At 71.5% G+C, this 23,160-nt stretch carries 19 protein-coding genes and 1 pseudogene; 15 read left to right on the top strand and 5 right to left on the bottom strand.

From position 1 onward, the window contains the following. The first annotated feature begins 39 nt into the window (after positions 1-39). A complete protein-coding gene (locus ACODT5_RS10625; protein WP_422518926.1) occupies positions 40-690 on the top strand; it encodes a LysE family translocator in 651 nt (216 codons plus the stop codon). Positions 691-901: 211 nt separating this feature from the next. On the opposite strand, the gene ACODT5_RS10620 is transcribed toward ACODT5_RS10625, so the two are convergent. After that, positions 902-1,786, bottom strand: coding sequence for an MBL fold metallo-hydrolase (locus tag ACODT5_RS10620; RefSeq protein WP_422518925.1), 885 nt, complete (start codon positions 1,784-1,786; stop codon positions 902-904). 134 nt (positions 1,787-1,920) lie between these two features. Here ACODT5_RS10620 and ACODT5_RS10615 point away from each other — a divergent pair, with 134 nt between their 5' ends. The 8 genes and pseudogenes from ACODT5_RS10615 to ACODT5_RS10580 all read left to right on the top strand — a co-directional run bounded on the left by ACODT5_RS10615 (position 1,921) and on the right by ACODT5_RS10580 (position 10,581). After that, a complete protein-coding gene (locus ACODT5_RS10615) occupies positions 1,921-2,349 on the top strand; it encodes a MarR family winged helix-turn-helix transcriptional regulator (RefSeq protein WP_422518924.1) in 429 nt (142 codons plus the stop codon). Positions 2,350-2,383: 34 nt separating this feature from the next. Further along, complete coding sequence (locus ACODT5_RS10610) at positions 2,384-2,782, top strand: PPOX class F420-dependent oxidoreductase (protein ID WP_422518923.1); 399 nt, start codon at positions 2,384-2,386, stop codon at positions 2,780-2,782. A 45-nt stretch (positions 2,783-2,827) separates the two neighbouring features. After that, positions 2,828-5,128 (top strand): hypothetical protein, encoded by a 2,301-nt coding sequence (locus tag ACODT5_RS10605; protein WP_422518922.1) that lies wholly within the window; start codon positions 2,828-2,830, stop codon positions 5,126-5,128. A gap of 174 nt (positions 5,129-5,302) precedes the next feature. Beyond that, on the top strand, positions 5,303-6,145 hold the full coding sequence (locus tag ACODT5_RS10600) for a nitrilase-related carbon-nitrogen hydrolase (RefSeq protein WP_389687673.1): 843 nt from the start codon (positions 5,303-5,305) through the stop codon (positions 6,143-6,145). Beyond that, positions 6,142-7,437 carry an aspartate aminotransferase family protein gene (locus tag ACODT5_RS10595; protein WP_422518921.1) on the top strand — a complete coding sequence of 432 codons (1,296 nt, stop codon included), beginning with the start codon at positions 6,142-6,144 and terminating at the stop codon, positions 7,435-7,437. Before ACODT5_RS10600 ends, ACODT5_RS10595 begins: the two co-directional genes overlap by 4 nt. A 17-nt stretch (positions 7,438-7,454) precedes the next feature. Next, a pseudogene (locus tag ACODT5_RS10590) lies at positions 7,455-7,934 on the top strand (amidohydrolase family protein); the annotation flags it as partial. Positions 7,935-8,136: 202 nt separating this feature from the next. Beyond that, positions 8,137-9,525, top strand: coding sequence for a dihydropyrimidinase (gene hydA, locus ACODT5_RS10585; RefSeq protein WP_422518920.1), 1,389 nt, complete (start codon positions 8,137-8,139; stop codon positions 9,523-9,525). Between the two features lie 39 nt (positions 9,526-9,564). Further along, entirely contained in the window at positions 9,565-10,581 is a 1,017-nt protein-coding gene (locus ACODT5_RS10580) for a TIGR03842 family LLM class F420-dependent oxidoreductase (protein ID WP_422518919.1), read from the top strand. Positions 10,582-10,657: 76 nt separating this feature from the next. Here the strand turns inward: ACODT5_RS10580 and ACODT5_RS10575 are convergent, their stop codons facing one another. From ACODT5_RS10575 to ACODT5_RS10560, 4 genes are all read right to left on the bottom strand, one after another. Then, complete coding sequence (locus tag ACODT5_RS10575; RefSeq protein WP_422518918.1) at positions 10,658-11,161, bottom strand: hypothetical protein; 504 nt, start codon at positions 11,159-11,161, stop codon at positions 10,658-10,660. 56 nt (positions 11,162-11,217) lie between these two features. After that, entirely contained in the window at positions 11,218-12,213 is a 996-nt protein-coding gene (locus ACODT5_RS10570; RefSeq protein WP_422518917.1) for a hypothetical protein, read from the bottom strand. A 251-nt stretch (positions 12,214-12,464) separates the two neighbouring features. Then, positions 12,465-15,335 (bottom strand): ATP-binding protein, encoded by a 2,871-nt coding sequence (locus tag ACODT5_RS10565; protein WP_422518916.1) that lies wholly within the window; start codon positions 15,333-15,335, stop codon positions 12,465-12,467. Then, complete coding sequence (locus ACODT5_RS10560; protein WP_422518915.1) at positions 15,332-16,513, bottom strand: hypothetical protein; 1,182 nt, start codon at positions 16,511-16,513, stop codon at positions 15,332-15,334. The genes ACODT5_RS10565 and ACODT5_RS10560 overlap by 4 nt, the downstream gene beginning before the upstream one ends. Before the next feature lie 131 nt (positions 16,514-16,644). Here ACODT5_RS10560 and ACODT5_RS10555 point away from each other — a divergent pair, with 131 nt between their 5' ends. From ACODT5_RS10555 to hydA (ACODT5_RS10530), 6 genes are all read left to right on the top strand, one after another. Beyond that, complete coding sequence (locus tag ACODT5_RS10555) at positions 16,645-17,130, top strand: hypothetical protein (protein WP_422518914.1); 486 nt, start codon at positions 16,645-16,647, stop codon at positions 17,128-17,130. 26 nt (positions 17,131-17,156) lie between these two features. After that, a complete protein-coding gene (locus tag ACODT5_RS10550; protein WP_422518913.1) occupies positions 17,157-18,941 on the top strand; it encodes a hypothetical protein in 1,785 nt (594 codons plus the stop codon). Beyond that, the gene (locus ACODT5_RS10545; RefSeq protein WP_422518912.1) at positions 18,938-19,111 is read left to right on the top strand and encodes a hypothetical protein; all 174 of its coding nucleotides are present in this window, start codon (positions 18,938-18,940) and stop codon (positions 19,109-19,111) included. The genes ACODT5_RS10550 and ACODT5_RS10545 overlap by 4 nt, the downstream gene beginning before the upstream one ends. A 4-nt stretch (positions 19,112-19,115) precedes the next feature. Next, the gene (locus tag ACODT5_RS10540; RefSeq protein ID WP_422518911.1) at positions 19,116-19,676 is read left to right on the top strand and encodes a hypothetical protein; all 561 of its coding nucleotides are present in this window, start codon (positions 19,116-19,118) and stop codon (positions 19,674-19,676) included. A gap of 62 nt (positions 19,677-19,738) precedes the next feature. Beyond that, positions 19,739-21,313, top strand: a complete 1,575-nt coding sequence (locus ACODT5_RS10535) for an AAA family ATPase (RefSeq protein WP_422518910.1) — start codon at positions 19,739-19,741, stop codon at positions 21,311-21,313. A 422-nt stretch (positions 21,314-21,735) separates the two neighbouring features. Further along, positions 21,736-23,124: a dihydropyrimidinase gene (gene hydA, locus ACODT5_RS10530; RefSeq protein WP_422518909.1), complete on the top strand. Its 1,389-nt coding sequence runs from the start codon at positions 21,736-21,738 to the stop codon at positions 23,122-23,124. The last annotated feature ends 36 nt before the right edge of the window (positions 23,125-23,160 follow it).

Genomic DNA, 23,160 nt, shown 5'->3' with positions numbered 1-23,160 from the left:
GACACCCAGCTCACCCATTTCACCCCTCTCGGAACGCGGATGACCTCACTCGCCGCCTTCGTCCTCGCCTCCCTGATCCTGGTGGCCGTGCCCGGACCCAACCTGATCTACATCATCACGCGCAGCGTGCGGGACGGACGGAGGGCCGGCATCGTTTCGGCCCTCGGCGTGGAGACCGGCACGCTCCTCCACGTCATCGCCGCCGTCTGCGGACTGGCGACGCTCATCGAGGGCCACCCACTCGCCTTCGCCGTCCTTCGCTATACGGGCGCCGGCTACCTCGCCTACCTGGGCATACGCGCGCTGCGCCGCCGCCCGCCCTCTACTGCCGACGCCGACGCCGACGCCGACGACTCCGCCGAAGCCGTCGGCCGTTCCCCGCGACGCCGACTGCTCCGGCTCTATCTCGACGGCGTCCTCGTCAACCTGCTCAACCCCAAGGTCGTCCTCTTCTTCCTGGCCTTCCTGCCGCAATTCCTGACCACCGGCCTGACCCCGGCGGAGACCCGGACCCATATGCTCCTACTCGGCGCGGTCTTCCTGACCGTCGCCCTCACCCTCGACCTCTGCTACGCACTCGTCGGCGCCGCACTCACCGGTCGACTCCGCGGAGCCCCGCGCCGCGACCGCGGTCTGTCCCGCCTGACCGGTGGCATCTACTTCGGCCTGGCCGCCCTGGTGTTCGTCTGAAGCCCGCATGCCCGGGCGTGCGGCAGCACGGCAGAGGACCGGTCGGACGTCGGCGTTGCGGGCCATTGTGCACGCGGGCCGCGTCCGTGCAGGACCGGGCCGGAGGCCGCGCCGTCCTGGCCCGGCTCGCCGCTGGCTTCCGCACGATCGGTCGGGTGTGGGCCGACGGCGGGTACGCCAACTCTGTTGATTCCACGCCGCTTTCAGGTTCTCAGGCGTCCACGGGGTGCCAGGCCGGGCCGTTGCCGTCCTGGCGGACGTGCCCGAAGACCACGTCGGCGAAGTGGACGCCGAAGCCGATGGTGTCCGGCTCCGCCAGTTCTTCGACCAGCCGGTGGCGGTGGACGGCCGTCCGGGCGAGGTCGTGGTCGAAGGCCGAGGACCAGTCGGGGTGGTCGATCTGGATCGGCGAGTGCACGGCGTCGCCGAAGGCGATCAGGCGCCGGCCGCCCCCGGTGATGACGTACTCGGCGTGCCCGACGGTGTGGCCGGGGGCGATCCGCACCCGCACCCCGGGGAAGATCTCCTGCCCGTCGTCAAGGGTGCGCACGCGCGGCGCGAGGGCGGCGACCCGCTCGGTCGTGCCCTCGGCCGCCAGGAGGTCGAGGCGGTCCCACTCGGGCTTGGCGATCAGGTACTCGGCGCGGGGGAAGAGGGGCAGCCCGTCGGCGGGGGACGGGTGGACGGCCCAGCCGATGTGGTCGGAGTGGAGGTGGGTGAACGCCACCGCTTCGATGTCCCCGGGGGCGCGGCCGAGGGCGGCCAGACCGTCGGGGAGCGCGCCTCCGTGGATCACGCCGACGGGGCCTTCCGGGGAGCTGAGCGTCTGCGGGCCGAAGCCCGCGTCGATCAGCAGCGCCCGGCCGCCGTGCTCCACCAGCAGGGCGCCGACGCTCGCCACGAGGTGGCCCGCGGCATCCAGGTATTCGGGGTGGGCGGTCCACACCTCGTCGGTGGTGTCCGGGAGCAGCGGCAGCGGGCGGAGCCGTACGTCGCCGTCCGGGACGTAGGAGACCTTCGTGTCGCCCAGCCACAGCGAGCGGATACCCGCGGGCCGGTGCAGTCGTTCGTCGTGCGCCGTCTTCAAGTCGGGCATGGGGGCTCCCTTGTGAATGGTCGTCAGGCCGCCGCCGGCCGGTCCGCCGGGGTGGCGAGGCCAACCATAAGCATCAAGTTTGAATCATTCAAGTTGTAAATATTCCGGCTTGAGCCATTTGCTAAACTGGCGCCATGACCACGCCTCCCGAGCTCCAGGCCATCGCCGAGCGCCAGCTGTGCGGGCTGGTGGACGGACTGGCCCACCGGATCGCCGAGCACGTGCGGGAGCGCGCCACCACCCTGGGCCTCACCGCCTCCCAGGCGACCGCGCTGCGCGAGATGAGCGGTCCGATGACCATGCGGGACCTCGCCGAGCGCATGAGCTGCGAACCCTCCAACGCCACCTTCGTCGTCGACAAGCTGGAGAAGCAGGGCCTGATCGAGCGGCACCCGCACCCCACCGACCGCCGCGCCAAGCAGCTCGTCCTCACGCCCGGGGGCACCGCCCTGCGTGCCCGGCTCCTCGACCTCCTCTCCGTGGACTCGCCGGTGTCCGGGCTCGCCCCGGAGGAACAGAGCGTGCTGCGGAGCCTGCTGGAGCGGGCCGCGACCTCTCGTTGAGGGCCGCTTCGGCGGGCCGCGTAGGGTCGTGCGCATGACGATCGAGGAACTGGGCCGAGCGAGGTACGTCAGTCTCACCACCTTCCGCAAGGACGGCACGGCGGTCGCCACGCCGGTGTGGGCGGTGGCGGACGGCGGCGAGTTGTACGTGTGGACGCGCAACGACGCGTGGAAGGTGAAGCGGATCCGCAACAACGGGCGCGTCACCGCCGTGGCCTGCGACGTACGCGGACGGGTGGCCGACGGGGCCGCGGTGGCCGAGGGCGAGGCGCGGCTGCTGGACGAGGCGGGGCTGAAGCGGGTGCGGAAGCTCATGGGGCGCAAGTACACCTGGCAGTTCTGGATGCTGGACGTGCCGGCCGCCATCGTCCGGCGCGGGCGGCCGCACACCGCGATCGCGGTCACGCTTGCCCCGCCCGCCGTCAAGCTTTGAGACTCCTGTAGCCCGCCCGTAACACGGGTGGGGTCCAATGCGGGGATGGAGACCGCGACTTCGCAGGTGATCGGCCAACTCTCCGGGTACATGCGGGGATTGACGCAGCGACTGGATCCCGGGACAGGTTGGTACGGGGAGTTCCTGCGGCGGGACCCGGAGGGGATGCGGGCCTGTCTGGACGGAGCCGCGATGCCTCCGTGGGACGTACTGGAGTCACTGCTCGGGGACTTGGCGGCATCATCGGCCCCCGGGGCGCTCGTCCGGGAGACGCAGTACGCGGCCGGACTGCGGGCCGCGGCCGTCGGCGTCTGGGACCGGCTGCCGGGCGGGGTCGAGGAGTTGCACACACTGATCGCTTCGGCCGCCGAGCAGCGGGCCCGGGCCCGGGCGGCCCTGCGCGTGCTGTCGGCACGGCTGGCGGAAACAGCGGACCCGGCGCAGGCGCAGGCCCTGGCCCGGGAACTCTCCTGGACCCGGGACGACGACGCCCGCGCAACGGCCCGCCACGAGGACCTGACGGCCCGCCTGGAGGCGGTGGCCCCGGGCGCCGGCCGCCCGTCGCCGACGCAGCAGGACCCCCTGAACGGCGTGCCCGCGCAGCGTGCGGCGACGTCACCGGGCGCGGTGCCTGCCGGGGCGTGGCCGGGTCCGCGGGAGGGAATGCGGACGGGGTCCCCGGACACGGCGTGGGCCGGGGGACCGGCGGATGCGCGGGGCACGGCTCCGGCCACGACGCCGGGCGGGGTTTCGGCGGCGCCGGACTGGGCGTCGGGCCCGATGCCGGACGCGGCATCGAGCGTTGCGCCGGGCCGGGCGGCGGCCGCGGCACCGGACCGGCTGGCGGGCGCGCCCTCTGATCCGACGTCGGCCCCGACGTCGGGCCACCCGGCGCCGGAGGGCGTGGAGGAGCCGGTCCGGCGGGCCGAGGGGCGGTGGCTGCGCAGTGGGCGGCGCAGCGGCGGAGCCCGGTACGCGGGCGCGGCGACGCCCGAAGACCAGGCCGTCACCATGCCCCCGGGGCAGCCGTCATCCGCCACACCCCTGCGCGGCGCCCGCTTCGGGCGTCCCGCCCGCCCAGCGGCCGAGCCCGCCCCGGCGGGGGCTCCGACGCCGGACCAGGACGCTCCGACAGGCGCCGCCGGACAGGCGGACCCGCCCCACGGAACCCGGCACGAGCCCACCCGCGCGAACTCCGCAGCACAGGGCCCCGAGCAGGCCCCCACCGCTTCGGGCCGGGGCGACTACGTCGGGTCCGGGGGTGCGGGCGGGTACGGCGGGTCCGGGCGCTCGGGTGAGTACGCCGGATCCGGGAGTACGGGCGACTACGTCGCGTCCGGCCCGGCGGACCGGCATCCCGGGTCCGGCGGCGCGGGCGACTACGTCGGGTCCGGGGGGACGGGCGACTACGCCGGGTCCGGACCGGCCGGCGACTACGCCGGGTCCGGACCGGCCGGCGACTACGTCGCGTCCGGCCCGGCGGGCGGGTACCCCGGGGCCGGGCGTACGGGCGGGCAGCCCGGGGCCGGGCCCGCGGGTGGCCACCCGGGGAGCCGGGCGGCGGCCGAGGCGGCCTGGAGTCCGGCCTCCGGCCGGCCGGGTGGGGGTTCCGGCTCGGCGGGCCAGGGTGGACGCCCGCCCGGTACCCCGGCCTGGAGCACGGGGTACACCCCCGCCGCCGACCCGGGGCCCCGGCCCCACCCGCAGGGCGAGCCCACCCCGTGGCCCGACCAGGACCGCGCCGGCGGCCCGCCCGCAGACTCCGCCCAGTGGCCCGGCTCCGCACCCGGCTCCACCCCCGGAGGGTCCCCGCACGGCGCGTCCGCCCCTTCGGCCGGTGCTTCCGGTGGCTTCGTGGAGGGGCTCGTGGCCCTGCGCGGGCAGGGACGGAGCGGCGAGGCGCACGTGCTGCTCTGTGAGGCCGCCGCAGGCCCCGCCGAGCGGCTGGTCCTGCTGGGGGAGGAGCTGCGGCGGGCCGGTCTGGCCGCCGACTGGGCCACCCTGCTCTGGGAGGCGGCCTCGCTGCCGCCCGTGCGGTTCGCCGCGGCCGCCGCCGCGCTCGGGCCGGCCGACCGTGACGCCCTGCTGCGCCAGGGCGCCGCCCGCCCGGCGGCGGAGATCGCCGAGACCGCCCTCGTGCTGGGGGCGGCCGGCCACACCCAGGAGGCCGACGCGCTGCTCGCCGCCTTCGTCCGGGTCCGCACCGCCGAGGAGTCGGCCCGGCTCGCCCGCCGGGACCCCCGGTGGTTCGCGCCCCGGCTGCTCCGCGCCGCCGAAGCCCTCTCGGGGGCTCATCACCGTGACCTGTTGCACGCACTTCGAGTCGCGAATCTGCCCGTCGCCTGACCGGAAACGACCACGTGTCGACGTAACTCCTGCGTTTGCTGATCGACTACTCCAACCGCGCAAGGCGGTCTTGCCCCGGGCCTGGCCGAGGCCTACCTTCAACTCCCTACGCGCAGCCGTCGTACACCCTCTACGTGCGTAGAAGCCGGCGTACCCCGTCGCGAGGAGCAGCTCATGGCCCAAGTCGTCCGCGCCGCACTCGTCCAGGCCACCTGGACCGGAGACACCGAGTCGATGATCGCCAAACACGAGGAGCACGCCCGCCGGGCCGCCGCCCAGGGTGCGCAGATCATCGGCTTCCAGGAAGTCTTCAACGCCCCCTACTTCTGCCAGGTCCAGGAGCCCGAGCACTACCGCTGGGCCGAGGCCGTCCCCGACGGCCCCACCGTCCAGCGCATGCAGGCCCTCGCCCGCGAGACCGGCATGGTGATCGTCGTACCGGTCTTCGAGCTGGAGTCCGAGGGCTTCTACTACAACACCGCCGCGGTCATCGACGCCGACGGCAGCTACCTCGGCAAGTACCGCAAGCACCACATCCCCCAGGTCAGGGGCTTCTGGGAGAAGTACTATTTCCGCCCGGGCAACCTCGGCTTCCCCGTCTTCGACACCGCGGTCGGCCGGATCGGCGTCTACATCTGCTACGACCGGCACTTCCCGGAAGGCTGGCGCGAACTGGGCCTAAACGGAGCCCAGTTGGTCTACAACCCGTCCGCCACCTCCCGCGGCCTGTCCGGGTACCTGTGGCAGCTGGAGCAGCCCGCCTCCGCCGTGGCCAACGAGTACTTCGTCGCCGCCATCAACCGCGTCGGCCAGGAGGAGTACGGGGACAACGACTTCTACGGCACCAGCTACTTCGTCGACCCGCGCGGTCAGTTCGTCGGGGAGGTCGCCAGCGACAAGGAAGAGGAACTCCTCGTCCGCGACCTCGACTTCGACCTCATCAAGGAGGTCCGCGACCAGTGGGCCTTCTACCGCGACCGCCGCCCCGACGCCTACGGAGGACTCGTACAGCCGTGACCGACCCGATCCCCCTGCACAGCCGGCACCGCTCCGTCCTGCCCGACTGGCTCGCGCTCTACTACGACCGCCCCCTCGAACTCACCCACGGCGAGGGCCGCCACGTCTGGGACGCGGACGGCAACCGCTACCTGGACTTCTTCGGCGGCATCCTCACCACGATGACCGCCCACGCCCTGCCCGAGGTCACCAAGGCCGTCTCCGAACAGGCCGCGCGGATCATCCACTCCTCCACCCTGTACCTCAACCGCCCGATGATCGAACTGGCCGAGCGGGTCTCGGCGTTGTCCGGCATCCCCGACGCCCGGGTCTTCTTCACGACCTCCGGCACCGAGGCCAACGACACCGCCCTGCTGCTCGCGACGACGTACCGCCGCTCCAACCAGATCCTGGCGATGCGCAACAGCTACCACGGCCGGTCCTTCTCCACCGTCTCGATCACCGGCAACCGGGGCTGGTCCCCGACCAGTCTCTCGCCGCTCCAGACGTACTACGTCCACGGCGCGGTCCGCACCCGCGGCCCCTTCGCCCACCTCGACGACACCGCCTTCACCGCCGCGTCCGTCGCCGACCTGGAAGACGTGCTCGGCCAGGCGCGCGGCGGGGTCGCCGCGCTCATCGCCGAACCGGTGCAGGGCGTGGGCGGGTTCACCTCGCCGCCCGACGGGCTCTACGGGTCCTTCCGCAAGGTCCTCGACCGGCACGGCATCCTCTGGATCAGCGACGAGGTGCAGACCGGCTGGGGCCGTACCGGCGAACACTTCTGGGGCTGGCAGGCCCACGCCCAGAACGGCCCGCCGGACATCCTCACCTTCGCCAAGGGCATCGGCAACGGCATGTCCATCGGCGGAGTCGTGGCCCGCGCCGAGGTGATGAACTGCCTCGACTCCAACTCCATCTCCACCTTCGGCGGTTCCCCGGTCACCATGGCCGCCGGCGTCGCCAACCTCGCCTACCTCCTCGAACACGACCTCCAGGGCAACGCCCGCCGCGTCGGCGGCCTGCTGCTGGAGCGGCTGCGGGCCATCGCCGCGACCGTGCCCGCCGTACGGGAGGTGCGCGGCCGGGGCCTGATGGCCGGCCTGGAGCTGACGAAACCCGGCACCGACCAGGCCGACCCGGACGCGGCCGCCGCCGTACTGGAGGCCGCCCGGGCCGGCGGCCTGCTGCTCGGCAAGGGCGGCGGCCACAACACCAGCGTGCTGCGCATCGCGCCGCCGCTCTCCCTCACCGTCGCCGAGGCGGAAGAGGGCGCCGAGATCCTCGCCGAGGCCCTCCGCAGCCTCAACTAGCACCGGGGGAGACGTACATGAGCAGCAACCGCACCCTCATCCGCGGCGGGCTCGTCATCACCGCATCCGACGAGCTCCACGCCGACGTCCTGATCGAGGACGGCCGGGTCGCCGCCCTCGCGGCACACGGCACGGCGGCCGCCGAGACCTGGACGGCCGACCGGACGATCGACGCGAGCGGGAAGTACGTCATCCCCGGCGGGGTCGACGCCCACACCCACATGGAGCTGCCCTTCGGCGGCACGGCGGCCTCGGACACCTTCGAGACCGGCACCCGGGCCGCCGCCTGGGGCGGCACCACCACCATCGTGGACTTCGCCGTGCAGACGCCGGGCCACGCCCTGCGCGAGGGCCTGGACACCTGGTACGACAAGGCCGACGGCAAGTGCGCCGTCGACTACGCCTTCCACATGATCCTCTCGGACGTCAACGAGCGGACCCTGAAGGAAATGGACCACCTGGTGGGGGAGGGGGTCACCTCCTTCAAGAGTTTCATTGGCTCGCGTGACCAGGAATCTTCACGGCGGCTCGGCGACGTAGTGGGTGCGGGCGCCTCGTGCTGAACGACGCGGGGCCCGGCGGCGTGGGCTGCCGGCGTCGCAACGGCTTGTGCCGCCGACCGGACCATCGCATTCCTTGCGGTGTTCCGGTCGGCGCCCCTCTTGGTTCGGAATTGCAAGGCGAAGGGGATTCTCGGGTATGACTAGAACTCTCATTACCGGTGGCCTTGTAATTACGGCTTCCGACGAGTTGCATGCGGATGTTCTGATCGAGGACGGCCGTGTCGTGGCGATGGCGACAGCGGGCAGCCAGCAGTGGCCCGCTGACCGGGTGATCGACGCCTCGCGGAAGTACGTGATCCCGGGCGGGGTCGATGCGCACACGCATATGGAGCTGCCATTCGGTGGCACCTTCGCGTCGGACACGTTCGAGACCGGAACCCGAGCCGCGGCCTGGGGCGGGACGACGACGATCGTCGACTTCGCGGTGCAGACGCCCGGGCATTCCCTCCGAGAGGGCTTGGACGCCTGGTACGCGAAGGCTGACGGGCAATGTGCGATCGACTACGCATTCCATATGATCGTGTCCGACGTCAATGAGCACTCCCTGAAGGAAATGGATGGACTCGTCGAGGAAGGCGTAAGTTCGTTCAAATTGTTTATGGCATATCCGGGCGTGTTTTATTCGGATGACGGGCAGATCCTGCGGGCGATGCAGCGGGCCTCCGGTAACGGCGGGCTGATCATGATGCACGCGGAGAACGGCATCGCGATCGACGTGCTCGTGGAACAGGCCCTGGCCCGTGGAGAGACCGACCCGCGCCACCACGGCGAGGTCCGCAAGGTCCTCCTGGAGGCGGAGGCCACCCACCGGGCCATCCAGCTCGCCCGGGTCGCGGGCGCGCCCCTCTACGTCGTGCACGTCTCGGCGGAGGAGGCGGTGGCGGAGCTGGCCCTGGCCCGGGATAAGGGTCTGCCGGTCTTCGGCGAGACCTGTCCGCAGTACCTGTTCCTCTCCACGGAAAACCTGGCCGAGCCGGACTTCCAGGGCGCCAAATACGTCTGCTCCACCCCCCTCCGTCCGCGCGAGCACCAGGCGGCGCTGTGGCGGGGCCTGCGGACGAACGACCTCCAGGTGGTTTCCACCGACCACTGTCCGTTCTGTTTCCGCGGTCAGAAGGAGCTGGGCCGCGGGGACTTCTCGAAGATCCCGAATGGGCTGCCGGGGGTGGAGAACCGTATGGACCTCCTCCACCAGGCTGTCGTGGACGGGCACATCAGCCGGCGTCGGTGGATCGAGATCGCGTGCGCGAGCCCGGCCCGGATGTTCGGTCTCTATCCGCAGAAGGGCACGATCGCGCCGGGGTCCGACGCCGACATCGTTCTCTACGATCCGCATGCCGAGCAGGTCATCTCCGCCGAGACGCACCACATGAACGTGGACTACTCGGCGTACGAGGGCAAGCGGATCACCGGACGCGTCGACACCGTGCTCTCGCGCGGCGAGGTGGTCATCGACCGCCGGGATTACACCGGGCGGGCCGGTCACGGGGCGTTCGTTCACCGCTCCACCTGTCAGTACCTGTAAAGCCGCACGCCCGCACACAGCAGCAGCAAGGAGCCATGCATGGACTTCGGCCTCGTCCTGCAAACCGACCCGCCGGCCTCCCAGGTCGTGAGCCTTATGAAGCGCGCGGAGCGCAATGGCTTCCGCTACGGCTGGACCTTCGACTCCGCCGTGCTGTGGCAGGAGCCGTTCGTTATCTACAGCCAGATCCTGGCCAACACCCAGAAGCTCCACGTCGGACCCATGGTGACGAACCCCGGTACCCGCACCTGGGAGGTGACGGCCTCCACCTTCGCCACCCTCAACGACATGTACGGCAACCGCACCGTCTGCGGGATCGGCCGCGGCGACTCGGCGATGCGGGTCGCCGGCCGGGCGCCGAACACCCTGGCCCGCCTCGGCGAGGCCATCGACGTCATCCGTGACCTTGCGGAGGGGCGTGAGGCCGAGGTCGACGGGAAGCCGCTGCAGATTCCGTGGATCCGGGACGGGAAGCTGCCCGTGTGGATGGCGGCGTACGGGCCGAAGGCCTTGGCCTTGGCGGGGCAGAAGGCGGACGGGTTCATCCTGCAGCTCGCCGACCTTTACCTCACCGAGTGGATGGTCAAGGCGGTCCGTCAGGCTGCTGTGGAGGCCGGTCGCGATCCCGACTCGATCACCATCTGCGTGGCGGCCCCGGCGTACGTCACGGCCGACGACTCGGCGCAGGCCCTGGCTCACGCCCGGGACCAGTGCCGGTGGTTCGGCGGGATGGTCGGCAACCACGTGGCCGACCTGGTCTCCCGTTACGGGGAGCACTCCTCGATGGTCCCGGAGGAACTCACCGAGTACGTCAAGTCCCGCCAGGGCTACGACTACAGCCACCACGGCCGGGCCGGGAACCCCTCCGCCGACTTCGTCCCGGACGAGATCGTCGACCGCTTCTGCCTCCTGGGCACCACCGAGGCCCACATCGAGAAGCTCCGCGCCCTGCAGGCCCTCGGCGTCGACCAGTTCGCCGTCTACGCCATGCACGACGCCCGGGAGGCCGTGATCGACGCCTACGGGTCCGACGTCATCCCGGCTGTCAACGGCTGACGTCACCGGTCTTTGAACCTGGACGCCGCACCGGGCCCGGCCCCGGTGCGGCGGGTTCGGGGCGATCAGGCAGCGCTCACTTGCCGAGGCCCTTTCCCAAGCCCGGGCCCTGCTCGGGGCCCCGCTCGCGGCCCATGTCCTGCTGAGGCGCATCGGGCTGCCGCGCCCCGCGGGTGCCGGCCGCAGGGCTGCGGACCCGCAGGGCGGGTCCGAGCCCAAGCGCGGCGGCAGGCCCGCGCCGGCGCCCCCTCTCCAGCTCGGCCTCACGGTCCCTCACCTCTGCCTCGTGGATCTCCGCAGCGGCGTCGGCCTCATTCGGGCCGGGGTCCGGCTCCGACCGTTCCGGATTCGGGCCGGGGTCCGACTCCGACCGATACGGTGTCAGCGCCAGCTCGCGCCCCGTGTCGTCGTTCTTCGGAGGCTCAGGCTTCACGGGCGCTTCCACGTAGTTTCGGAAGGCGTCCGGGTCGTCCGCCGGCACCTCGTGCGTGTAAGTGTTCTTCGCCGTCTCCGCCTCGATGGCCTCGTCGGACGGAGCCTCCCCACCTTCGCGCCTGTCCTCTGCGCCCTCACCACTCATGACGTTCCCTCCTTCTGGTTGCGGTCCCGGGGGTTGCCCTGTTCACGACCCCGTTCCTACCGAGGCGCATCAGGCTGCCCCTCGTCGCCGGTGCCGGCCTCGCGGGCACGCACGGCCAACTGGACGGGCAGGAGCCCCCGGGCCGCGGCCGCCGACTCCCGGCGCAGCCTCGCCTCCTCTTCCTCACGGGTCTCCGGAGTGGCGTTGGCCTCGTACAGAGCGGGGTCCGGCGCTTCCACGTAGTTCCGGAAGGCGTCCGGGTCGTCCACAGGCACCTCGTGCGTGTAAGTGTTCTCTGCCGTCTCCGCAGCCTCGATACCGACGTCGGGCGAGGCCTCCCCGCCTTCGCCGCCGCCTTCGCCGCCGCCCTCACCACTCATGGCTTCCCTTCCTTCAGGGTCTTGGCCCTGTCCGTAGCCCTGTTCGCGTTCCTTCTGGCTGACAATCGTCTCGGCACCCGGCGGAGCTGTCGCGGAGCGGGTATACGTCGCTTGCTTGTTCTGGAGGTCCCATATTTCGTCCATCTCCTCCTCTTTCGTGGGGTCGAGTTTTCGCTGCTTCTGGTAGATGGGGTGGGTCGCCTGCTTGGCACGGAAGCTGAACGGGGTGTGGAACTGGACCTCGAAGTTCAGTTCTGACGCGTGGTCCCGCCAGGAGGTGTTCACGCCCCTGTACACCTTGTCGTCCCAGGAGTTCTTCACCTCCAGCTGTTCGTGTCCCCTTGCGATCAGAGCGTCGATGGCCTTCCACGCGCCGGCCGAGTACTGGTCGTCGGGGAGCTGGATGGTGTAGCGGAGGACGTCCTTGATGCGGGCCGTCACGTCCACGCCGATGCGGGCCGTCACATCCACGCCGCTCTCCTTGACGGCCTCGTGACGGGAGAACTTGGGGCGGAGCGAGTCCACGTCCTTCACGGCGTGTTCGAGACCGACCAAGTGGACACGGTGCCAGTCCTCCAGTCTCTCCTGCCCGGTGCGGCTGTCCCGGCTCTTCTTGGGCCGTTCCTCCTCGTGGCCTGGGATCCCACCGGCGGCCACGACGACTTGTTTCATTTCCTCGCGCAGCGTGGACTCGCGACCAAGTGCCTTTTGGTGGAACGCTTTGACCCGCTCGTCGAACGTCAGCCTTGGCTCGCCGGTCTCGGGCCCGTCAGGCTGGTCCCGTCCTTCGGTCAGGGCCAGATGGCGACCGAAGCCTTCCTGGCCGCCCGTTCCCTCGGACGGCTGCTCGTCAGGTTCGGCGGATTCGTCTGCCTCCCGGGCGCCGGATCCTTCCGATCGTCTCGACATCGCTCCTCCTGTGCCTAGGTCTTCATGTACGTCAGCAGGGCGGACTCGAAGCCGTACTCCGCCGCCACGTGCACCCCGAGGCAGTAACCCACGGCTCTGGCGGTGTGGGCCGGATGCCGGACGGTGAGCTCTGCCTGGCAGGCCGTCATCGCGTTGGTCGTCGCGTCCAGCGCGGCCTTGGTGCCGCCGGCGCGCGCGGCCAGGGTGCGGGCGCGTTGCAGTAGCGGCAGGGCGCCCGTGGCGACGGCTGCCCGTACCCGGCAGGGGGCCATGCAGCGTTCGCAGGCTTGGAAAGGACGGGCAGCGGGTTCCGTGGCGGGCTCCGCCGCGGGGTGGGGCGGTAGCGGGGTGCGGGTGACCATCGCGTGCCACAACGCCGCCTCGTACTCGCGGCCGGTCGTCCCGGGAAGCTGCCCGAGCCGGCGCAGGGTACGGACGTGGCGGCGGATCCCCGTCCCGACCAGGCAGCTGGTCCGGCTGCCGGCGTGTGCCGCGGTGAGGGGGCGCACCAGATCCACCACGTCCGCACCCCCGGCCGCGGCCGTCCACAGGGCCACGGCGAGTTCCGCCTGCGCTCCCGCCCCCTCACTGACATGGTGGTGCAGGGCGTCCTCGGGGCGGTGGCAGCGGGCCCCGTATGGCTGTGGCGTCGGCGCGGGCGGTCCCCCCGGGCTGCGCGGGGTCAGGTCGGGGGCGATGACCTGGACGGACTGGGGGCGGACCAGCTCGCGCGAGGACAGCAGGCAGCGCCCCACGGTCAGCGAGCCGAGCATCGAGGTCTCCGTGTCGGACAGGCCGAGGGCGCCGCCCAGCGACCGCTGGTCGTCGGTGTCGACGATCCGGTGGGCGAGTTTGAGGTTGGTGTTGCGCAGCACCTCGCGGGCCACGGCGGCCGGGCTCTGGTCCACAACGACCAGCGCCTCGCCGTACGCACGCACCTCCGCCAGCAGTTGGGTCATCAGACGGGAGGCCACGCCGGCCGCGTCGCCGTCCTCGGCGCCGGTCGGGCGCGGCTCCGGCATCAGGCGGTGGGCCTCCTCGATGACCGTCACGTGGGTCACACGGGCCGACTCCCCCCGGGACCGGGCCGCGTCGGAGATGTAGAGGACCAGCAGGGCGGCGAGGAAGGCCCGTTCCTCCTCGTCGCCCAGGTCGCTCAGCCGTACCAGGGTGGGCCGCTCGGTCAGCCAGCTCGGCGGGCCGCTGCCCGCCACCCGTTCCGCGCGTCCGGGCTGGAGGAGCAGCCGCAGGCGCAGCCCCAGCGAGGCCCGGATGTTGCTCTCCACCTCGCCCTGGTAGCGGAGTTCGGCGACGAGGGAGTCGAGCCGGGCGGCGGCGTCGTGCAGGGTGACCTCGGAGCCGGCGGCCGCGTCGGCGGCCAGCTCCTCCAGGATCAGCGCGGCCACGTACGGTATCGGTACGGGCATGCCGAACGCGGCGCGGAAAGCGGTGCCGACCTGGGCGATGTGCCGGTCGGCGGGCTGTCCGGGCCAGGGCGCGAGTACGTTCATCCGCAGTTCGGCCCCGGAGACGACGGTGAGGCCGCCCTCCAGAGCGCCGGAGAGCCGCGCGTAGTCGCCCTTGGCGGGGTCGATCACCAGGAAGGGCACCCGGTGCTCGTTCCACAGCTGGAGCAGCAGGCTGCTGGTGGTGGTGCTCTTCCCGGATCCGGTGATGCCCGCGACGAAGGCGTGTCCGGCGAGGTCGTCGACGTCGATCTGGGCGGGCAGGTCCGTGCCGAGCCAGTGGCCGAGGTCGAGGGCGCGCCAGGGCCGGGAGGAGCGCCGCCCGGCCGGCAGGGCGCGTCTGACCTGGAGGTCCCCCACGGCGTCGGCGGGCGGTACGAGCAGGGAGCCGAGATCGCGGGAGCTGAGCCAGCCCACCGCGGGTGCGGCCCCGGCCCGGCACCGGGCGGTGTCCCAGTCCTGGGCGCGTCCCTCGGGCGCCGCGGCGGTCTCTGCCCGCAGGGCGCGGCAGAACGCGGACCGGACCACGGCAGCCGTCTCGGGGGTCCGGGCGCAAACGTGGACGCCGACGCTCCAGCCGCCGGTGCGCAGGCAGTCGTCGACGAGGGCCTGCCAGGCGCCGAGCGTGGCGGTGACGGCTTCGGCACGGGGGTCGACCACGGAGTTCTGGCGGTGTTCGGTGATCCCTTCGGAGACCGTGACCCGGCGGGCCGCCTGGGCCCGCAGATGCGCCAGCCGATCGCCGGCCGCGGTCAGTTCGCGGGTGTCCAGGGGCAGCAGGGTCAGGACCACGCACCAGCCGGCCAGGGGGAGTCCGAGCAGCCCAGTGAGATGGGGCAGCCGCTGGTCCTCGGCGAGGCCTCCGCCCGCCGGGGGGTCGGCGGACCGGGACCGGCAGACGAGGGCCTCCTCGGTGTGCGCCGGATCCGCGACCACCGACCATCCGGGCGGGGTGCCCGGCTCCCAGATCAGGTCCGGGGCCTGGTCGGAGAGCCACTGGCGGATGCCGTCCGGCCCGGTGTTCGCGCCTGTGTCCAGTCCGATGGCCACCCCCGCGCGGCCGGTCTCGTCGGAGCCGACGATCAGGGCCGCGGGCCGGCGGAGGGCGGCGAGGGAGCTCCATGCGGCCGTGGCCCGGGCGGCGGCGAGCCGGGGTTCCTGGTCGGCGGCCGCCTCGCGCAGGCAGAGCCAGCTGAACCGGTCGGGGGTGACGCCGAGCTCGTGGAGCGGGGCCGCCGGCGCACCGGGGCCGGGCCCGCGCGAGAGCAACTGCTCCGCCGCCGCGAGGGCCTGTTCGTCGGGGGCCCATTCGCGGGAGGACTCCAGGAGCGCCGCGACCTGTTCGAGCAGGGGTGGCAGGGTCCCGTACGCCTGCGGACCGGAGGGTGCGCGGGCGGGTCCGGCCTTCGCCCAGGTCATGCGAAGACCGCCGTGACCTGGGCGAAGAGGTTCAGGGCGAGCAAGGCGGCGAGCGCCCAGGCAATCCCGTCGGCCCAGACGCCGAGCCGGAAGCGGCGGGCGGTGCGGGTGGTGACGACGCTGGAGACGGGACCGCCCGGGGCGGCCAGCACCTCGGCGCGGCGGATCCGGACGTGGCCGGTGCGCAGGCCGCGCCGGCTGACCCGGATCAGGTCGCCCTGCCGCACCTCGGGCCCCAGGAGCTCACCGACGAGGGTGCAGGCGGTGATGTCGCCGCCCATGTCGCGGATCCGGAACCGGCGTACGGCCTGGTGGAGTTCGCCCTGCCCTGCGGACTGGGCGGTCCGGGTACTGTTCCTGAAGCCCTGCAGGAGGCCGGTGACGACCAGGCGCAGGGCCGTGGTGATCAGGGTGAGGCAGCCGCGGACCAGGGAGAGCGCTAGCGAGAAGATCCCGCCTCCGGCACGTCCTCCGCCGGAGGTGGGCGGGCGGAACATCATGCTGATGCCGAGGCCCGTCACGGCGAGGAACACCAGGAAGAAGAGGAGTTCGTCCAGCACCGTCGCGAACGACCCGCCCCCGCCCATCGAGGCGATCAGCCGGATCAGCGCGAACAGGAGGTGCAGCAGCCCGAGGGCGACCAGTACGCCCACACCGAACAGCCGGTGGCGCATGGTGTCGAGGACCACGGGTCCGTCGACCAGCCCTTCCAGGTGCGCGCCGGTTCGCTGCCGGGAGGAAGCGGGGGAGTGCGGGGAGTGCGGGGCGGAGGACGCCGGGTTCGGCGGAGGAGAGGCGGTGGCGGGTGGCGCCGGCGGCGGCATCCGTCCGGGTGGCGGGGTCCCGGCGGGGCCGGCGGCCGGGGGCAGGGGGCCGCGGTGCGCGGGGGCGTCCGGGGGGCTTCCCGCGACGTGGACGATCCGGCGCGGCGCCGTCCGGCCCGGTCGCTCGTCACCCGCCTCGGGGGCCGGGCGGGTGCGCCGCAACGGTGGCACCGGGGGAAAGAGCGGCGCGTCGGCGTCGCCCGGGCGGCAGGCGGGAGTCGGGAACAGCGGAGCGTCCGAGGAGTTCGGGACGACGCCGGAATCCGGGGCGGCCATGCGGACGGGCATGCCGCAGTGGGGACAGGAGTCGGAGCCGGGCGCCTCGTCCAGGCCGCAGTTCCAGCAAGTCCTCATCGCTCCCCCGGAATTGGTGATCGTAGATGGCTCAAGTTTCTATGACTTCGACTCAGAAGCGCGTAGGTTTAAGTAAATTGACGACGCATCATGACCGGATCGGGTTGATGCATGTACACGGGGGGGACCGGATGGAATTCGGGCGGCGGCTGCGCCGTGTTCTGGGCCCGTTCGCCCGCGAGGCCGAGACCCGCACAGCGGCCCGGAACGAGAGCGCGACAGCCCCGAGTGTCACCGGAGGGCAACTGGCCGCCGGACTGGCCAGGCCCCGCCACGCCGGACTCTTCGAAGCGCTCCACCGGCTGGACGCCGGCCTGGGCCCCGAGGCGCTGCGCGAGCTGACCGAGTGGATCCGCGAGGAGTACCAGAGCGAGTACGGCGACTTCCCGGTGGGCTGGGTCGCCGTGTGCGGCCTGGGCCCGCCGTATGTCGACCACCGGCTCGACCTGACCATGGCCATCCTCCAGCACTATACGCCGGGCGACGTGCTCCCCGAGCCCTACGCGCGAGCTCGGATACTCATCCGCACCGGCGCCTACCCACTCGTCGAGGTGTACGCCAGCGGAGCCCTCGTCCCGGTCCCGCCCGACGGAGTCGTCTACACCCGCGGCATGTAAGCCCACGAATAGGAGCAGAAGGCTTCATGGCAGACATCGACTACCATCTGCGCAGCCAGGTCTCACAGCTCACCAACCTGGTGAACCAGCTCGACCAGGGCCTGGCGGCGGTCTCCTCCCAGGTGGCCGGGGTGGACGCGACGCAACGTGACACCCGGGACTCGCTGCAGAAACTCCGCGACGACTTCCAGGCGTTCGTCCGCTCCTCGCAACTCGCCGATGCGCTCCAGCGGGCCGAGACCAGGATCGGTGTGATCCAGGACCGCATCGAGCACGATTTCGGCCACCACAAGGTGGTGCGCCGTACCACGGTGGGTCTCCTCCAGGCCTTCGACACCGGCCTGGTGTCCGAGGAGTCGGTGCGGTCCGTCAGTGACGAGCTGATGATCCAGACCCCCCGCTACTGGCTGGCTCCCGCCCTCGTCGCGCTGGCCGCCTGGTCCTCCGACGACCGCGAGCTGTGCGAACGGGCCGTCACCGAGGCCTTCCGTCGCTCGCCCGGCCGCACCTCGCTTCTCTTCGCCCTGATCCTGCGCCGCCAGAACCGGCAGGCCGCCGCCGTGCGCTGGCTCCTGCACTACCTGCGGGCCCAGGACCCGACCGCCCTGGGCCGGGAGTTCGCGGTCATCCTGGAATCGATCGCCCAGGGTGCCTTCGGCCCCGCCGGCCGGGAGCTGCTGCGCACCGTGCTCGACGAATGGCTGGAGGTGCTGCTGGAGGGCGACCAGGCCGTCACGGTCCAGGTTCAGCGCTGGCGCGCCGAGGTCGAGGGGCACCGGGCGAAGTCCGCGAAGGCGGACTTCCCGATGCTGGCCGCCGTGTCACCGCAGTGGCCCGCGCTGGAGTCCGTACTCGGCGCGGCCGAGGCGCACCGGGCGCTGCTGGAGAAGTACACCCGGTTGATGGGCCAGGAGATACGGGTCACCCACCGGGTGGAGGACCTGGTGGACGACATCCTCGACCGGCTGGTGTCCGAGTACGACAACGAGGAACTTCCCCTGCGCCGGGACCTGGCTTACAACGAGGCCGTCCTCGCGCACGACGGCGACACCTCGGCGGCCCGCACGGCGGCGGACGCCGACGCCACCTCGCTGGAGGAGAAGCTCGACTACCTGACCGTCCAGTCGGCCGCCGCCCTCAACCCGGCCGCCATCGGTGTCTCCGCGGCCACCCAGCGGCTGGCCGTCGGCGCCTGCCACAGCTGGTTCCGCCAGGCGCACGCCGAGTTCAGCCGGGACTACCGGTGGCACATCCCCACCACTGTCGAGGCCGTCTTCGTGTCCAGCCACAATCTCGGGGCGCAGACCTTCGGACTGCCGCGCTGGACCGGCGCGTTCACCACCCCCATGGAACAGCTGGAACGGTCGCTGAGCGACCACTGGGACAACCATGTGCGCCCGTTCGTCGCCGGCCTCGTGCCCGCATGGCGCACCGTGGTGGTTCCCCCGGCCGTGGTGCTGCTGATCCTGCTGATCGTCTCCATGGGCATCCACCCGGGCGCGGGCCTGATCATCACCCTGCTGGCGGGCGGGATCTGGGCGCTGGTGATCGCGCATGGCCGCCGCGGGGCTTTGGAGCGGCAGCGGTACGCGCAGAGCGTGCTGGACCGGTCGAAGGCGGACTCGCTGCTTCAACTGCGCGCGGCTGGAGCCGAACTCGTCGACTACGAAGCCCGGTTCCGAAGCGCCGACGCCGAGGAGTCGGCCGTACGGGAGATGATCGACAGCCTGGCCGGTGCGGGTGAGGGGAACTCCCCCTTCGAGGCCCGTGTCGTACGTCCGGCCGGGAACCCGACAGGAGAGACGTCATGAGCAGCAGCCAGCAGGACGAGAGCCGGCCGGAGGCCCTCAGATGGGCCCGGCAGTCGACCGCCGCCGAGGAAGCGGCGACCGCGCGGCTGCGTCGGATCGTGGAAGGCCTGCCTGACTGGGAGCCGCTCCCGCCCGGGGAGATCGTGGTCCGCCGGGGCGGGAACGGCTGAGCCGGTGCTGTGGACCTCGGGAGGCCCCTATCGCGCCTGGGCCGACCACCTCGACGCCTGGGCGGACGAGCGGGTGCCGGTGGACCTGACGCTGCCCGGGCTCGCACCGGCCGATTTCGCCGCCGATACCTGGACCCGACTGGTCGAGCGGATCCGGCAGGCCCTCGACCGGCAGCTGAAACGCTGGAGCCGACTGCTGACCGCCGCGATGACCGAGGCCTCCGACGAGTTCTCGGTCGGCCGCGCCCTCGTCCAGGCCCGCGCCGGACTGGGGGAGATCCGGGCCATGGCAGGGCACCCAGGCCTGCCCGCAGACCTCCGCGACCGGCTCCGGGACGCGATCGACGAGCAGATCCGCGACGCCCAGCACTCCCTGGAGCAACAGGTGGAGGACATGCGGAGAGATGGCGCCGACCCGCGCTTGATCGAGGCGCGTCTGCGCGCCGTACGGGACAGCTCCCTCGTCGCCGCACTCGACGGTCCGCCCCCCGCCGCCGGGCCCGATCCCGACCCCTGGCGGCTGGACCCGGCGGCCCGTCCCCGCCGCCGGGTCATCACCGACTGACGCCACCCCGAGGCACCCGTTCGCCTCTCCCACTGGAACCACACGACCGACAGAAGGTCTCCATGCCCCTCTTCGCCGAGGCCCGCCGTGATCTGGACAGCTACATCGCGGCCCGTATCCCGGTCGTAGGCCTGCGCACCATCGAGCAGCCGCGAGCAATGAGGCTGGTCAGGGAGGCCGCAGGCAGCCCGGCCCGTGCCGGTCTGCCCTTCTGGGTGTACACCCGGGCCACCGGACTGCGCGATCTGCGGACCAACGCGCCGGTCAACGAGGACCGCTCCCTGACCGGCGCGATGGAGTTCGCAGCGGCTCAGTTCACCGGCCGGGCCCAGGCCACGGTCGTCTTCGTGGACCCCGACGACCTCAGCGCCGACAGTCCCTTCACGCGCCACCTCTCCGAGCTGGCGCGGCTCGCCGACAGCAACTCCGGCTGCCTGATGCTGATCACGGACACGCCCATCTGGACGGGACTGCTGCGGCTGGGCATGACCTTGCGGCTGGACCTCCCCGACGCGGAGGAGATGTACACACAGATCACGAGCTTCCTGGGCGACCATCACGGCGTCGTGCCGATCGAATGGACCGAACAGGACACCCGGCGGGCCGCAGAGTTCCTGGTGGGCGTAACCGAGGCGGAGGCCGTGAACCTGCTCGCCACCATCGTGGCGAAGGGCTCGGTGAAACGGGAGGACATCCATCTGCTGGCCCGCGCCAAGGACCGGATCTTCGGCGATCTGGCCGGGCTGGAGCGCGTCCAGGTCAAGGAGGCCGACCGGCAGATCGGCGGTCTGGCCACCCTGCGGGCCTGGCTGCGGAACAAGCGGGAGCTCCTGGAGTCGGATCTGCGTGGCACCGGTCTGCGTCCCCCGCGCGGCGTGCTGCTGGTGGGCGTGCCGGGATGCGGGAAGTCGCTCTCCGCCAAGGCCATCTCCGCGGAGTGGCAGCTGCCGCTGTACCGGCTGGACCTCGCCTCGATCCTGGGCAAGTACGTCGGCGAGTCCGAGGGCAGACTCAAGGACGCGCTGGAGACCGTGGACCGGATCTCCCCCTGCGTCCTGTGGATCGACGAGATCGAGAAGGGGCTGGCCGGGCAGAACGACTCCACCGGAGTCAACCGGCGGCTGGTGGGGCAGTTCCTGTTCTGGCTGCAGGAGAGCGACTCACGGTCCTTCGTCGTGGCCACCGCCAACGACGTGCGCAGTCTGCCCCCGGAGCTGTTCCGCAAGGGCCGCTTCGACGAGCTGTTCTTCGTCGACCTGCCGGATGAGGCGGACCGGCGGGAGATCATCGCCATGTACTACCAGCGCTATGTGAAGGTCGCCCCGCCGCAGGATCTACTCGACGCCTTGGTGTCGATGTCGGAAGGCTTTGCCGGCGCCGACCTCGAATCGGCCCTGCACGACGTCGGCGCCATGCGGCACATCCGGGGCGAGGCGGCGGTGACTCCGGCGTTCGTCAGGGACACCTTCGCCAACACGATGCCGCTGAGCCGGACCAACCCTGAACAGATCGAGGACATCAGGGCGTGGGGCCGGGACCGCGCGGTCCCGGCGGGCACCCCTGCCCCGGCGCCGGAACCAGGTGGGCGGGGCGGCCGCCGGATCCTCCCGCAGCCGGAGGTGAGCGGCGGACTCTGAGTGGGGGATGCCGCAGCCAACGGCGCTGCGCTGTTGGCGTTGTTCCTTGCGTGCGCGAAGCGGGAGCGGTGGGGAGTCACGACGCTGGCGTCGCGGCTGTATGGGCTCCCCATTCTCGGCATCGGTGAGCTCGGTCCTCTCTTTTCGGGAGCAGGTCTCCTGTTCAGGGGCGGTGGCTACGCGACACTGGAGGGAGCCAGCCGGGGTCAAGAGTCTCGTTGGCTCGCGTGACCAGGAATCTTCACGGCGGCTCGGCGACGTAGTGGGTGCGGGCGCCTCGTGCTGAACGACGCGGGGCCCAGCGGCGTGGGCTGCCGGCGTCGCAACGGCTTGTGCCGCCGACCGGACCATCGCATTCCTTGCGGTGTTCCGGTCGGCGCCCCTCTTGGTTCGAAATTGCAAGGCGAAGGGGATTCTCGGGTATGACTAGAACTCTCATTACCGGTGGCCTTGTAATTACGGCTTCCGACGAGTTGCATGCGGATGTTCTGATCGAGGACGGCCGTGTCGTGGCGATGGCGACAGCGGGCAGCCAGCAGTGGCCCGCTGACCGGGTGATCGACGCCTCGCGGAAGTACGTGATCCCGGGCGGGGTCGATGCGCACACGCATATGGAGCTGCCATTCGGTGGCACCTTCGCGTCGGACACGTTCGAGACCGGAACCCGAGCCGCGGCCTGGGGCGGGACGACGACGATCGTCGACTTCGCGGTGCAGACGCCCGGGCATTCCCTCCGAGAGGGCTTGGACACCTGGTACGCGAAGGCCGACGGACAATGCGCGATCGACTACGCCTTCCACATGATCGTGTCCGACGTCAATGAGCACTCCTTGAAGGAAATGGACGGACTCGTCGAAGAAGGCGTAAGTTCGTTCAAATTGTTTATGGCATACCCGGGCGTGTTCTATTCGGATGACGGCCAGATTCTGCGCGCGATGCAGCGGGCCTCGGGCAACGGCGGGCTGATCATGATGCACGCCGAGAACGGCATCGCGATCGACGTGCTCGTCGAACAGGCCCTGGCGCGCGGGGAGACGGACCCGCGCCACCACGGCGAGGTCCGCAAGGTGCTCCTAGAAGCCGAGGCCACCCACCGGGCCATCCAGCTCGCCCGGGTCGCCGGCGCACCCCTCTACGTGGTCCACGTCTCGGCGGAAGAGGCGGTCGCGGAACTCGCGCTGGCCCGGGATAAGGGCCTGCCGGTCTTCGGTGAGACCTGCCCGCAGTACCTCTTCCTGTCCACGGACAACCTGGAGGAGCCGGACTTCCAGGGCGCGAAGTACGTCTGTTCCACACCGCTGCGTCCGCGCGAGCACCAGGCGGCGCTGTGGCGGGGTCTGCGGACGAACGACCTCCAGGTGGTCTCGACCGACCACTGTCCGTTCTGCTTCCGTGGCCAGAAGGAGCTGGGCCGCGGGGACTTCTCGAAGATCCCGAACGGGTTGCCGGGGGTGGAGAACCGTATGGACCTCCTCCACCAGGCCGTCCTGGATGGGCACATCAGCCGCCGTCGCTGGATCGAGATCGCGTGCGCGAGCCCGGCCCGGATGTTCGGCCTCTATCCGCAGAAGGGCACGATCACGCCGGGTTCCGACGCCGACATCGTCCTCTACGATCCGCACGCCGAGCAGGTCATCTCCGCCGAGACGCACCACATGAACGTGGACTACTCGGCGTACGAGGGCAAGCGGATCACCGGACGAGTCGACACGGTTCTCTCGCGCGGCGAACTCGTCATCGACCGGCGCGAGTTCACCGGCCGCGCCGGTCACGGGGCGTTCATCCCCCGCTCCACCTGTCAGTACCTGTAAGCCGCAAGCCCGCACGCACGCAGCAGCAGCAAGGAG

It is taken from the genome of Streptomyces tatrensis (assembly GCF_049310065.1).
Taxonomy (GTDB): Bacteria; Actinomycetota; Actinomycetes; order Streptomycetales; family Streptomycetaceae; genus Streptomyces.
This window is presented reverse-complemented; position numbering and strand designations above follow the sequence as displayed.